This is a genomic window from Hydrogenophaga sp., assembly GCF_030373245.1.
Lineage (GTDB): Bacteria > Pseudomonadota > Gammaproteobacteria > Burkholderiales > Burkholderiaceae_C > Hydrogenophaga.
Genome location: NZ_JAUCZF010000004.1, coordinates 314,902 through 328,108 on the forward strand (window position 1 = coordinate 314,902; position 13,207 = coordinate 328,108).

Here is a 13,207-nt window from a genome sequence, read left to right on the forward strand (position 1 = left end):
GGCACCCCGCTGGCGCCATGTGCCGCCTCAGCGCTTCAGGCTGAGCGCGTGGCGATGCGTGGCCTGGCGGCTGCTGCAATGCCCAGCACCACGTCACCCACCACGATCACGGCTGGGCTGCCGAGCTGCTCGCGCGCCAGCGTGGCCACCAGATCGCCGAGCGTGCTCACCGCGTGGCGCTGGTGGGGCAGCGTGGCATGCTGGATGATGGCCAGTGGCGTGCTCGCTGGCAGACCCGTGAGCAGCTGTTGCTGGATGTGGGCGGCGCCGGACACGCCCATGTAGATCACCAGCGTCAGACGAGCGTCGCGCACGGTGGCGGCCAGGGCGGGCCAGTCGGTGCCGCTGTCGCCCGGTTTGGCGTGACCCGTCACGAACACCACGCCGTGCGCGTGTTCGCGGTGCGTCAGCGGCACGCCCAGCGCGGTGAGGCCACCGAGGCCTGCGGTGATGCCGTTGACCACCTGCACCGTGATGCCCTGGCTGTGCAGGTGTTCCACTTCCTCGCCACCGCGACCGAAGACGAACGGGTCGCCCCCCTTGAGACGCACCACCACCTCACCTTCGCGTGCAGCCATCACCATGAGCTTCTCGATGAAGGCCTGCGGCGTGCTTTTGCAGCCACCTCGCTTGCCGACATGCACGATGCGGGCGCCGGGTGCGGCGTGCACGAGCACCGCGTCGTTGACCAGGTCGTCGACCAGCAGCACCGTGGCCGCGCCGATGGCGCGCACGGCCTTGAGCGTGAGCAGCTCAGGATCGCCCGGCCCTGCGCCAACCAGGGTGACGGTGCCCGGCAGAAAGGCGTCAGCAGGTTCAGGGGGCATGGGCTGGGCGGTCATGTTGAGCGGCGGTGGCTGACGAAACTTCCTGCAAGATGTGTTCCACCTGCAAGGCAATCGGTCGCGGCACAGGCAGAGCGCCGCCGAGCACGGCCTGAATGTAGGCGGCCGTGGCGACCGCGCTGGTGTCTCGGGGCAGATCGGGCATTGCGGTGAGAGGACCTTCCTGTGCGGCCTGCAGCAGGTGGCGCTGGCCATCGCGAAAGGCTTCCATTTGCGGTGTGCGCCGCGCGTCGGCTACCGGCTCGCCTTCGGTGCCGCGCAGCAACAGGGCGTGGGTGCGGGTCAGGGCAAAGGTGTGGGCCATGGACAGTGCGTACTCGGGGTGGGTGTAGCTTCCGATGACCAGCGCTCGACCCGCGCAGGGGTTCATGAGTTTGACCAGGCTGTGCGCCGGGTTGCGCAGGCCGACCGCGCGGCGCACGTCGAGCAGGCGCTTCAGGCCAGCGCTCAGGCGCGCGGTGGGCACAAACGCCAGTTTCCCCGCAGCCAGCGGTTCAGTGGGCTGACTGGCAGAGATGCCCAGCGCAGTGAACACCGCTTCGCTGCTCACGCGCCGGTCTTCGGTGGCGGTACCGTGCACCAGCACGGGCAGACCCTCGCGGCTCAGCAACAGGGCCAGCAGGGGTGTGAGCACGGGCAGCTTGCGCGCGCCGTTGTAGCTGGGCAGTACCACGGTGGTGCATTGGTTGTGGGGCAGCTGGTGGAGACGGGCGTGGGTGGCGTCCAGGAAACCCGCCATCTCCTCGGGTGTCTCGCCTTTGATGCGCATCGCAAGGCAGAAACCGCCGATTTCCAGATCGGTCACGGTGCCATCCAGCACCTGACCCATCAGGTCAGCGGCCTGTTCGCGCGTGAGCGAACGCGCGCCTTCCTTGCCGCGGCCGATTTCTTTGATGTACTGACTGATGCCCATAGGGTGCAATTGTGAGCCAGGCCTGATGACTTTTCGTTATATGTCGACCGAGCTCAGGCGGCGGTCAACGCCGATGAATCGCGCACGAGGCGCTGGACCTGCGGCAGGCAGGAGCCGCAGTTGGTGCCGCAGTGCAGCCGCTGCTGCAACGCGGCCAGGCGCTGAGAGGGGTCGCCCTCGCAGGTGGTGAGTGTGTCGCGGATCGCTGCTTCGTTCACGTTGAAGCAGGTGCACACCTGGGGGCTGGCAGCCGGCAAAGCCAGCGGCGCCTGGGCGCTGCCCATGAGCAGGCGCCGCCCATAGTCCTGCGCTGGCAGCCTGCCCTGCAACAAGGGCTTGATCCAGTGCTCGGCCCGCGTGTCTCCAGCCAGCAGCACGGCGTTGAGCCGGGCAGACGCGCCCTCGCGCTCCAAGCGGGCGCTGCGCCGCTGGCCCAAACGGCGGTCGGCGTAGCGCAGCGTGTCGGCGCTGTCCAGACCGAGCAGGGATTCGATCTGCATCAGCGTGGCGTCGTCGGGCACCTCGTGGGCGGCGGCGCGCAGCAGCACGCCCGTGCGTTCTTGGCCCGGCGCCGTCTCGAGCGGCGCACCGCTGGCAAACGGCACGCAGGATGCGAACTCAAATCGGGGCATCAGTTTGCGCAGCTCGGTGAGCCTGGACAGTGCGCTGTTGTCGGGCAGCCAGGCCAGGGCCAGCAGCGTCCAGGGCAGCTCGGCTTTGAGCACCTTGACCGCAGCGTGTTTGAGTTCGGGCTGCTTGGACGTGGGGCAATAGGCCGAGGTGGTGAGCGCGTTCGCGCCGGCCAGCACGCCGCCCGTGCTGCTGCGGCCACTCAGGGTGTCTGAGCCCCAGTGCATGGCGATGAAGGCCTGCGTCAGGCCCAGCGAGGAGCTCGCCTGCACCGGCAGCACGATGGCGCCGCGCTTGCTGGTGACCTGCACCAGATCGCCTTCCTTCAGACTGCGTCGCTCCATGTCCTGCGGGTGCAGTTGCACCACCGGCTCGGGCACGTGGCCGAACAAGCGACCCAGGGTGCCGGTGCGCGTCATGCCGTGCCACTGGTCGCGCAGGCGGCCGGTCGTCAACGAAAAAGGGTAGCGCGATTCGCGCAGCTCGGCCAGGGGAAGCCAGGGCAAGGCGGCGAAGCGGGCCTTGCCGTCAGGGGTGGGGAACACGCCGTCTTCATAAAGGCGGGTCTTGCCCCGGGCGTCGCCCTCGCGCAGCGGCCATTGCTGCGGACCTTTCTCTTCGAGCATGGGCCAGGACAGGCCGGTGATGTCGAGGTCGCGGCCCCGGGTGGACTCGCGGTGCTCGAGCCAGATGGATTCTGCGTCGGGATAGGGAAATAACGTGGGCTGGCCGGGTCTCAGCGTGGCTTCCAGCCGCTTGGCGAAGTCCCCCGCGATGCGCCAGTCGTGCCGCGCCTCGCCGGGTGCGGGCACGGCCGAGCGCACGCGGCTGATGCGGCGCTCGCTGTTGGTGACCGTACCTTCCTTTTCGCCCCAGGTGGTGGCGGGCAGGAGCAGGTCGGCGAAGTCGCAGGTGGCGGCGGTGGCAAAGGCTTCCTGCACCACCACGAACTCGCAGCGTTCCAGGGCGCGGCGAACTGTGGCTTGATCGGGCATGGATTGCGCCGGGTTGGTGCAGGCAATCCACAACGCCTTGATCTCCCCATCGGCCGCGGCCTGAAACATCTCCACCGCGGTATTGCCCGGCTTGGACGGCACAGCGGGCACGCCCCACAGCGCGGCCACCTCGGCGCGATGTGCCGGGTTGCCCATGTCGCGGTGGGCGCTGAGCAAATTGGCCAGGCCTCCCACTTCTCGTCCGCCCATGGCGTTGGGCTGACCGGTGAGGCTGAACGGACCGGCACCTGGTTTGCCGATCTGGCCGGTGGCGAGGTGCAGATTGATGAGGGTGGCGTTTTTTGCGGTGCCGCTGCTGCTCTGGTTCAGGCCCTGGCAGTACAGGCTGAGCGTGGGCTGGCGTGTGCCACTGCCCTGCAGGCCGGCGAACCACCTTGCCGCGGTGAACAGTTCTTCCTTCCACAGGCCACACACCTGCGCCACGCGCTCGGGTGTGCAATCGCGCACCAGTGCCTTGAGGTCGTCGAAGCCAACGGTGTGCGCCGCCATGTAGGCCGCGTCAGTCCAGCCTTCCCACAGCATGATGTGCAGCAGGCCGTGGAACAGCATCACGTCGCTGCCGGGTTGCAGCTGCAGGAACAGGTCGGCCTGTTCGGCGGTGTCGGTGCGGCGTGGATCGGCCACGATGATCTTCATCGCCGGGTTCTTGCACCTGGCCTCTTCGATGCGGCGGAACAGCACCGGGTGGGCAAAGGCAGCGTTGCTGCCAGCGATGAACAGACAGGCCGCATGATCGATGTCTTCATAGCTGGACGGCGGCGCGTCGGCGCCGAGCGTGAGCTTGTAGCCGGCCACGGCGCTGCTCATGCAAAGGCGCGAATTGGTGTCGACGTTGTTGGTGCCGATCAGGCCCTTGGCAAGTTTATTGAAGACGTAGTAGTCCTCGGTGAGCAGCTGGCCGCTGATGTAAAACCCGACCGAATCGGGTCCGTGCTCGACGATGGTGCGGGTGAAACGATCTGCGGCGAGGTTGAGCGCTGTGTTCCAGCCGATGGGCGTGGTGGCGCCACCGCGTTGCAGACGTTGCAATGGCTGCAGCAGGCGGGTCTGGCGCGTGACGTCGGCCGACGCGGTGAGGTGCAGCGTGCTGCCCTTGGAGCAGAGCTTGCCCAAATTGGCAGGGTGCTCCGGGTCGCCGCGCACGCCGGTGATCTGCACCCCCTCGCTCTCGATGATCACGCCGCAGCCTACGCCGCAGTAGGGGCAGGTGGAACGGGTCTGCACTGGCGCCTGAGCTGCAGGATGAAAGGCAATCACCTGTTCGCTGAGCGCGTCAGGTGTCTGCCTGGCGCTCACGCCAAGGTTCGCCGGACTGGACCAGCGATGGGGCGCTCCAGGTCGGTCGCGTGCGTCGTCAGCTCGTGCGCGTCCAGGTACACCCTGCCGTCTTCCAGTTTCACGCTGAACCTGGGCGTACATCCCTCATCGGGTGCGGCAGCCTGGCCCGTGCACAGGCCAATGGTCCAGTTGTGCAGCGGGCAGGCCACACTGCTGCCGAACACGATGCCCTGGCTCAGCGGGCCGCCTTTGTGGGGGCAGCGGTCGAGCAGGGCAAACACCTCGCCAGCGTCGTTGCGGAACACGGCCACATCCAGCCCCCGCTCGCGCGCCACGCGGCGCGAGCCGAGCACGGGTATCTCGTCCAACCTGCAAATGGGTGTCCAGGCGGCACTGTTCATGCGGCACTCCCCGCGGTCTGCGCCACGTGAATCGGGACGAACTGGCGCGTGTCCACCGCCGCCTTGGCGTGTTCAAACCAGGGATCCGGCTCGCCATCGAGCGCAAATTGCAGCTGTTCCCACAGCGCCTTGCGGCCTTCAATGTCGTCGATCACGCGCCGCTTGATGTGCTCCATGCCGACCCGGTTCAGGTAGTGCACGGTCCGTTCCAGGTACCAGCCTTCCAGCCGGTAGAGCTGCATGAACGCGCCGGTGACCTCCATCACCTCTTCGGCGGTCTTCACCTTCACCAGAAACTGCGCGACCTCGGTCTTGATGCCGCCGTTGCCGCCGATGTAGAGCTCCCAGCCGCTGTCCACACCGATGACGCCCACGTCCTTGATGCCCGCCTCTGCGCAATTGCGCGGACAGCCCGAGACGGCGAACTTCACCTTGTGTGGCGCGTACATGCGCCACATGGCGCGCTCCAGGTCCTTGCCCATCTGTGTGCTGTCCTGCGTGCCCATGCGGCACCACTCGCTGCCCACGCAGGTCTTCACCGTGCGCAGCGCCTTGGCATAGGCGTGGCCGCTGGGCATGCCGATGTCGTTCCACACCGCCTGCAGGTCTTCCTTCTTGATGCCGAGCAGGTCGATGCGCTGGCCGCCGGTGACCTTGACCGTGGGGATCTTGTACTTGTCCACCGCGTTGGCGATGCGGCGCAGTTCATCGGCCGTGGTCTCGCCACCCCACATGCGCGGGATCACCGAGTAGGTGCCATCCTTCTGGATGTTGGCGTGGCTGCGTTCGTTGATGAAGCGGCTTTGCGGATCGTCCTGCGCTTCCTTGGGCCAGGTGCTGATCAGGTAGTAGTTCACCGCCGGGCGGCAGGTGGCGCAACCGTTGGGCGTTTTCCAGCCCAGGGCTGAAAAGGTGTCGGCGATGGTGAGCAGCTTCTGTTCCCGTATAGCGTCGCGCACGTCCTGGTGGCTGCGATCGGTGCAGGCGCAGATCGCCTTCTTCTTGGGGGTGGCGGAATAGTCGCCGCCGGCGGTGAACATCAGCAGCTGCTCGACCAGCCCGGTGCACGAGCCGCAGCTGGCGCTGGCCTTGGTCTGCTTGCGCACTTCGTCCAGGGTGAACAGGCCGTTGTCCTTGATGGCCTTGCAGATCGTGCCCTTGGTCACGCCGTTGCAGCCGCAGACCTCGTCGCTCTCAAGCATGGCCGCGGCCTTGTTGTGACCCTGGTGGCCGACATCGCCGATGTTGGACTCGCCAAACATCAGCTTGTCGCGAATGTCGCTCACGGTGCGGCCGTCGCGCAGCAGCTTGAAGTACCAGCTGCCATCGACCGTGTCGCCGTACAGGCAGGCGCCCACGAGCTTGTCGTCTTTGATGACCAGCTTCTTGTACACGCCGCCAGCGGGGTCGCTCATCACGATCTCTTCGGTGCTGGCGTCGCCCATGAAGTTGCCGGCCGAAAACAGGTCGATGCCCGTGACCTTGAGCTTGGTCGAGGTGAGCGAGCCGGTGTAGCGGCCAATGCCGAACTCCGCCAGGTGCGTGGCCAGCACCTTGCCTTGTTCAAACAGCGGGGCCACCAGACCGTAGGCGATGCCACGGTGCGCCGCGCACTCGCCCACGGCGTAGATGCGCGGGTCGGTCACGGTCTGCAGCGTGTCGCTGACCACGATGCCCTTGTTCACATGCAGGCGCATGGACTCGGCCAGCGCCGTGTTGGGGCGGATGCCCACCGCCATCACCACCAGATCGGTGGGCAGCTCGCTGCCATCCTTGAAGCGGATGGCCGACACCCGGCCGCTTTCGCTCGCCACCAGTTCCTGAGTCTGAGCGCCAATCAGAAATTTCATGCCGCGCGCTTGCAGCGATTGCTGCAGCAAGCGGCCCGACACCTCGTCAAGCTGGCGCTCCATGAGCCAGGGCGCCACGTGCACCACGCTCACCGTCATGCCGCGCTTCATTAGGCCGTTGGCGGCCTCAAGACCGAGCAGGCCGCCGCCAATCACCATCGCGTGCTGGTACTTCTCGGCCGCGTCAATCATGGCCTGGGTGTCGGCGATGTCGCGGTAGGCCAGGACGCCGGGCAGGTCTTTTCCGGGGATGGGCAGGATGAAGGGGTTGGATCCGGTGGCCATGATGAGCCGGTCGTAGGGCGCACTCACCAGTTCGTCCGACGCATTTCGCCCATGCACCACGCGCTTGATCCGGTCTACCTCGGTCACCGTGCAGCCGGTGTGCAGGGTGACCTCGTTGTCGGTGTACCAAGACCAGTCGTTCAGAACGATCTGGTCCAGCGTCTGTTCGCCAGCGAGCACCGGTGAGAGCAGGATGCGGTTGTAGTTGGGGTGGGGTTCGGCGCCGAAGACGGTGATGTCGTAGAGGTCGGGCGCGATCTTCAGCAGCTCTTCGAGCGTGCGCACACCGGCCATGCCGTTGCCGATCATCACTAGCTTCATCCGGGGCCTCGTCTTGGCGAGCATGTCCATGTCAGGCTTTCAACGCCGCTGGCACGCCCGCATGGGTGTTGGGTGCGGGCCGACCGGCAGCAATCGGTTCCACCTTGCGCTGCTTTTCGTACAGGAAGGTCAGGATTTCCTGGCGGCAGTGGTTGTACACCGGGTTCTCGGCCAGGGCGATGCGATTGCGCGGGCGGGGCAGGGCTATGTCCAGAATCTGGCCGATCGTGGCAGCAGGACCGTTGGTCATCATCACCACGCGATCGGACAGCAGCACCGCTTCGTCCACATCGTGCGTGATCATCATCACCGTATTGCCCAGCTCGGCCTGGATGCGGATCACCTCGTCCTGCAGGTGGGCGCGGGTGAGGGCATCGAGTGCACCGAAGGGCTCGTCGAGCAGCAGCACCTTGGGCTCCATCGCCAGCGCCCGGGCGATGCCCACCCGCTGCTTCATGCCGCCGGAAATTTCGGAGGGCAGGCGGTGCAACGCATGCGACATGTTGACCATGTTGAGGTTGTGCAGGATCCAGTCTTTGCGCTCGGTTTTGGTCTTGGTGTCACGAAAGATCTTGTCCACCGCGATCTCGACGTTTTGGTACACCGTGAGCCAGGGCAGCAGCGAGTGGTTCTGGAACACCACGGCGCGGTCGGGACCGGGTGCATTGACCTCCCGACCGTCCACGATCACGCCGCCAGCGGTCGCCTTGAGCAGGCCTGCGACGATGTTGAGCACGGTCGACTTGCCGCAGCCCGAGTGCCCGATCAACGAGATGAACTCGCCGCGCTGCACGGCCAGGTCAATGCCCTTGAGCACCAGGTTGACGGCGCCGTTGTTGCCGGTGAAGGTCATGTCGACCTGGGAGAGGTTGAGGTAGGCGTTGCTCATGAAGCGCTCCTGGTGAATTCGGTTAGCTGGCCGAGGTGCCACGGGTGACGATGCGACCGATCCAGGCGACCACGCGGTCCAGGATGAAGCCGATCAGACCGACGTAGATCAGCGCCAGGATGATGTCGCTGATGCGCGACGAATTCCAGGCGTCCCAGATGAAGAAGCCGATGCCCACGCCACCGATCAGCATCTCGGCGGCGATGATGGCCAGCCACGACAGACCGACCCCGATGCGCAGCCCCGAGAAGATGAAGGGTGCCGCAGCGGGCAGCATGATCTTGATGAAGTACTCGATGCCGTTGAGTCGGATCACGCGCGCCACGTTGCGGTAGTCCTCCGGGATGTTGCGGATGCCGATCGAGGTGTTGATGATGATGGGCCAGATGGAGGTGATGAAGATCACGAAAATGGCCGAAGGCTGGCCATCCTGGAAGCCCGCCAGCGAGATCGGCAGCCACGCCAGCGGAGGCACGGTGCGCAGCACCTGGAACAGCGGGTCGAGACCGCGCAGCGCCCAGGTCGACTGCCCTACCAGCACGCCCAGGCTCACGCCCGCCACCACCGCCAGCGAGTAGCCCAGCGCCACTCGCTCGAGGCTGGCCAGCAGCTGCCAGGCCACGCCCACGTCGTTGCCCCCGTTGTCGTAGAACGGGTTCACGATGAGCTCCCAGGTGTCCTGCACCACGCGGCTCGGTCCGGGCAGCGAGGCGCCGGGGCGAGCGCCTAGCAGCTCCCAGATCACCAGCAACACGCCGATGACCAGCAGCGGCGGCAGCACGTGGGTGACGAACACCCGAGCCGTCGCGGTGATGCCGGTTTGGACCGCGGAGGGGGTGTTGGGCGCGGCCAGGCGGATCGGTTCGATGGTGTCGGTGGTGTTCATGGCGGTGCTCCGGATCAGGTGCGCTTGATGGTTTTGATGGCCAGGCTCTCCAGGTACTTGCCTGGGTTGGCCGGGTCGAACACCTTGCCGTCGAAAAACTTCTCCACGCCACGTGAAGTGGAGGTGGGGATGTCCTTGGCCGCGACCCCCATTTCCTTGGCCACGGTGCGCCAGATGTCTTCGCGGTTGACCTTGGCGATCAAAGCCTTGGTGTCGAGGTTGGCAGGCAGGTAGCCCCAGCGGATGTTCTCGGTGAGGAACCACAGGTCGTGGCTCTGGAACGGGTAGCTGGCGAAGTCTTTCCAGAAGCGCATCTGGAACTTGCTGTTCAGCTCCACACGCCCGGTGCCGTAGTCAAAATCGCCCTTGACGCGGTCGATCACGTCGGCCACCGGCGCGTTGATCCAGCGACGGCGCGAGCAGATCTCGGCGACCTCGGCGCGGTTGGCCGGGTCCTCGCACCACATCTGCGCTTCCATCACCGCCTTGAGCAAGGCCTTGGTGGCGTTGGGGTTGGCGCTGACGTAGTCGGCGCGCAAGGCAAATGCTTTCTCCGGGTGGTTCATCCACATCTCGCTGGTGGTGAGCGCGGTGTAGCCGATCTTCTGGTTGATGAGCTGGCGGTTCCAGGGCTCACACACGCAGAAAGCGTCCATGCTGCCGACCTTCATGTTGGCCACCATTTGCGCGGGCGGCACCACGATGGTGGTGATGTCCTTGTTGGGGTCGATGCCGCCGGCGGCCATCCAGTAGCGAATCCACATGTCGTGTGTGCCACCCGGGAAGGTCATGGCGGCGTTCACCGGTTTGCCCGTTTTAAGGCGCTTGGCGAGCAGCGCCTTGCCGAACTCCTTCGTGTCCAGGCCGACTTTCAAGTCCTTGTATTCATCCGCCACGGAGATGCACTGCCCACCGAGGTTCAGCCGCGCGAGGATGTTGATCGGCACCGGTACGTTGTTCGCCGTCACCGCGCCGGTGCTGATGAGGTAGGGCATGGGCGTCAGGATGTGACCGCCGTCGATGCCACCTTTGCCGGAGCCGAGCACGAGGTTGTCGCGCGTGGTGCCCCATGAAGATTGTTTGAGCACCTCGACCTCGGTCATGCCGTATTTCTTGAACAGCCCTTTTTCGTCCGCCACAAACAAGGGTGCTGCGTCGGTGAGTGCGATGAAGCCGAGCTTGGCGGCGCGGGTTTCTGGCGCGGTGGCAGTCTGGGCGCGAGCCTGACTGGCGAAAAGGCCGCCTGCGACCGCAGCAACGCCGATCGCCGACGACTTGCGGATGACGTCGCGGCGCGACAGGGCGGCGGGTTTCATGGGCTGGTTCATGTTCAACTCCTGCAAAAAAAGGTTGGCGAGCAAGGGGGATGCGGAAGCCCAAAAACAAAACGGCGCCCACTGCAATCCCAGCCGAAGCTGGGAGGCAATGGACGCCGTTGTCCGTGTCTGGGAAGACCTTGGGGATCGTGCCGCCATTGGCATTCACCCACTCAGGGTTTCCTTAGCAGGTAGCGTGCCAGCGCGAGGGTGTCCGACCGGGGATCTCGCTCATTCCCTTGATTTCATGAAGAAAAGGCGCTGGTCACACCACACGAAGGCGTTTCGGTGATGCCGCAAGCCCCGCTCGAGTGCCGGGCCCGATGCATCAAGCTGGTGCCTGATTGGGTGCGTTGGCCGCAAATGGCACGGTCTTTGTGCGGCGCAGCATTCAAGAGCCGTGCGCTGTTTGGTCGCTCGCCGGATGTCAGCGTGAGCGCTCTGGCAAGACCTCCGCCATGGCCAGTAGGGCCTCGGCCACGTCCACGATGCGGCGGTTCTGGTTCATGGCCATCTGCCGCAGCGTCTTGTGGGCCTCGTCTTCGCGCAAGCTGCGGTGCGCCATGAGCAAGCCTTTGGCACGCTCGATCAGGCGGCGCTCGTTCAGGCTGGCGCGCACCGTCTCCAGCTCGTCGCTCACGGCCTGCAGGCGCCGCGCCTGGTCTTGCACCAACTCCAGGATGGAGCGCTCCACCTGCGGGCCGTAGCCCTGACCGATGACCGGCGCCGCGTGTTGGTCCACGCCGACGACGCTCGCTTCCGCGCCGAAGAAAGAAGCCGCTTCGTCGAACGGTGCCGCCAGGTCGGCCGCACGCTCCAGCAACTGCTGGTGGGCGACCAGGTCGGCGGTGGCCGTGGCGATGCGCTCTTTGCAAAGGGTGCGCAGCCCGGCGCACAGCTGCTCTTCGGTGCGCTTCATCGCGTCGATGCACTCGGTGCAGGCGTCGAACCAGGTCTGGCTCAGGCCGGTGTCCAGCGGTCCGGCGGCGGGTGCGGTGCACAGGATTCGGCGCAGCCGCTCCAGCACCGCCGGTGGTGAGGCGGGCGAAGAATCCGCCCAAGACGGGCTGCCGTGCTCCCGTGTGAAGTCCTGGAACACCTGCAGGCAGCGTTCCTGCGACTCGATCAGGTGCAGCAAACGCTGCTGCGCCACGGGCTCGGCCTGACCGGCTGCAAACAGGGCCGAGCCGGTGGCCCGTTCCTGGCCAGCGAACTCCTTGGCCTGCATGAAGTTGAACAAGGCCACCAGGCGGCGCGAAATGAGGGGGTCGGACGCGCTGTCAGCGGCCTCGAAGACCACCGCCAGCAAGCCGTTGATAAGCCGGATGTAGGCGGCGGTGGCGCGCGCCGGCGTCCAGGTCAGCTGCTCCACCTGTTTCCGCAGCAGAGGCAAGGCATCGAGTCCCTGCAACACATAGGCAATTCGGCTGAATAGGCGCGCTCCGTGGCCTCGGCTGGAAGCAGCGGTGTCCAGATCGCTCAGGCGCTGGCGCAGCGCCTGCTCGCACAAACCCGTGTCATGCACCTGGGCACGCAAGGCCTGCTGGCAGCGCGCGCCCTGCGAGCCCAGGACCAGGTTGGACATCCCGCGTTCGCGCTGCAAGGCGTGGATCAGGTGTCCCATGGCGTCGACCAGGGAGCTGGTGAGGGCCAGTCGCTGCAGCTCGGCGATATCGCAGAGCTTGGCGGCAATCAGAAAGGGCAGTCCGGAATTCATGCGTGCAAGGATCGGCAGCCCGCGGCCGCCACTGATCTGGGCTCAGCAACATCCGTGCCGTACGGATGTCGCGCACACTGGGGAGGCGATGCCGCAGTGCTGGCTGGAACAAGCCAGGTGTCAGGCCGGGCTCATGCCGTGGGCCTGCTTGATCTGGGCCGTGGCAGCCGAGGCCAGAAACGCCAGCAAAGCTTGTACTTCCCGAGGCTGCTCGCAGGCCACAGTGCGCGCTGCCGAGAAGGTGGTGATGATCTGGATGGCAGACGGCAAGGGTCCGAGCACGGTGATGCCGGGCAAATCCTTCAGCTCGCTGAGCTGCTGAAAGCCCAGCGCCACCTCGCCGCTGGCCACCAGCGAGCCCACCGCCACACCGGGCGGCGCGGTCACGGTCCGATTGCGCAGGGTGTCGGCCAGCCCCCAGCGCTCGAACAGCGCTGTCACGGCCACGCCGCTGGGTCCGGTGGAGATACCCACACTGGCCGCGGCCAGCACCGCGGCCTTGACCTGGGCTTCGGTTTCGATGGCTGGCGCCGGACTGTCGGCGCGTACCGCCAGCGCCACGCCCGAGCGGGCCAGGTCGATCCGGCTCTCGGCCAGCAGCTGGCCGCTGGCCGAGAGCTGTTCGATGGCGTTGGCCGCGAGCACGACCACGTCAAACGCTTCGCCGGCCTGCACCCGTTCGGCCGCGTTCACACCACCCACCGACACCAGCGATACCGTGGTGTCCGGCTGGATGGCCTGGAACTGCTGGTTCAGGTCTGACAGCAGGGCCTGGGTGGCCATGGAAGAAATCATGCGGATATTCATGAGCACGGCGCAGAGAAGAGGGAGGGTGAACCGGATTATCCCTACCAGTCGCA

The 13,207-nt window shown here is 66.0% G+C and carries 10 protein-coding genes; all 10 read right to left on the reverse strand.

Annotated features, from left to right (window positions below):
• Nucleotides 1–35 precede the first annotated feature (35 nt).
• Nucleotides 36–827 (reverse strand): uroporphyrinogen-III C-methyltransferase, encoded by a 792-nt coding sequence (gene cobA / locus QUV25_RS11720; RefSeq protein ID WP_300864045.1) that lies wholly within the window; start codon nucleotides 825–827, stop codon nucleotides 36–38.
• Nucleotides 817–1,758: a DNA-binding protein YbiB gene (gene ybiB / locus QUV25_RS11725; RefSeq protein ID WP_300864046.1), complete on the reverse strand. Its 942-nt coding sequence runs from the start codon at nucleotides 1,756–1,758 to the stop codon at nucleotides 817–819. The genes cobA and ybiB overlap by 11 nt, the downstream gene beginning before the upstream one ends.
• A 53-nt stretch (nucleotides 1,759–1,811) precedes the next feature.
• Nucleotides 1,812–4,661, reverse strand: coding sequence for a nitrate reductase (locus QUV25_RS11730; RefSeq protein ID WP_300864235.1), 2,850 nt, complete (start codon nucleotides 4,659–4,661; stop codon nucleotides 1,812–1,814).
• Nucleotides 4,662–4,696: 35 nt separating this feature from the next.
• The gene (gene nirD, locus QUV25_RS11735) at nucleotides 4,697–5,083 is read right to left on the reverse strand and encodes a nitrite reductase small subunit NirD (RefSeq protein ID WP_300864049.1); all 387 of its coding nucleotides are present in this window, start codon (nucleotides 5,081–5,083) and stop codon (nucleotides 4,697–4,699) included.
• A complete protein-coding gene (gene nirB, locus QUV25_RS11740; protein ID WP_300864051.1) occupies nucleotides 5,080–7,539 on the reverse strand; it encodes a nitrite reductase large subunit NirB in 2,460 nt (819 codons plus the stop codon). The genes nirD and nirB overlap by 4 nt, the downstream gene beginning before the upstream one ends.
• Before the next feature lie 31 nt (nucleotides 7,540–7,570).
• On the reverse strand, nucleotides 7,571–8,392 hold the full coding sequence (locus tag QUV25_RS11745) for an ABC transporter ATP-binding protein (protein WP_300864237.1): 822 nt from the start codon (nucleotides 8,390–8,392) through the stop codon (nucleotides 7,571–7,573).
• A 58-nt stretch (nucleotides 8,393–8,450) separates the two neighbouring features.
• Nucleotides 8,451–9,314 carry a nitrate ABC transporter permease gene (ntrB, locus tag QUV25_RS11750; protein WP_300864052.1) on the reverse strand — a complete coding sequence of 288 codons (864 nt, stop codon included), beginning with the start codon at nucleotides 9,312–9,314 and terminating at the stop codon, nucleotides 8,451–8,453.
• A 14-nt stretch (nucleotides 9,315–9,328) separates the two neighbouring features.
• A complete protein-coding gene (locus tag QUV25_RS11755) occupies nucleotides 9,329–10,642 on the reverse strand; it encodes an ABC transporter substrate-binding protein (protein WP_300864054.1) in 1,314 nt (437 codons plus the stop codon).
• Between the two features lie 415 nt (nucleotides 10,643–11,057).
• On the reverse strand, nucleotides 11,058–12,347 hold the full coding sequence (locus QUV25_RS11760; protein ID WP_300864055.1) for a nitrate regulatory protein: 1,290 nt from the start codon (nucleotides 12,345–12,347) through the stop codon (nucleotides 11,058–11,060).
• 120 nt (nucleotides 12,348–12,467) lie between these two features.
• On the reverse strand, nucleotides 12,468–13,142 hold the full coding sequence (locus QUV25_RS11765; RefSeq protein ID WP_300864058.1) for a substrate-binding domain-containing protein: 675 nt from the start codon (nucleotides 13,140–13,142) through the stop codon (nucleotides 12,468–12,470).
• Nucleotides 13,143–13,207 lie beyond the last annotated feature (65 nt).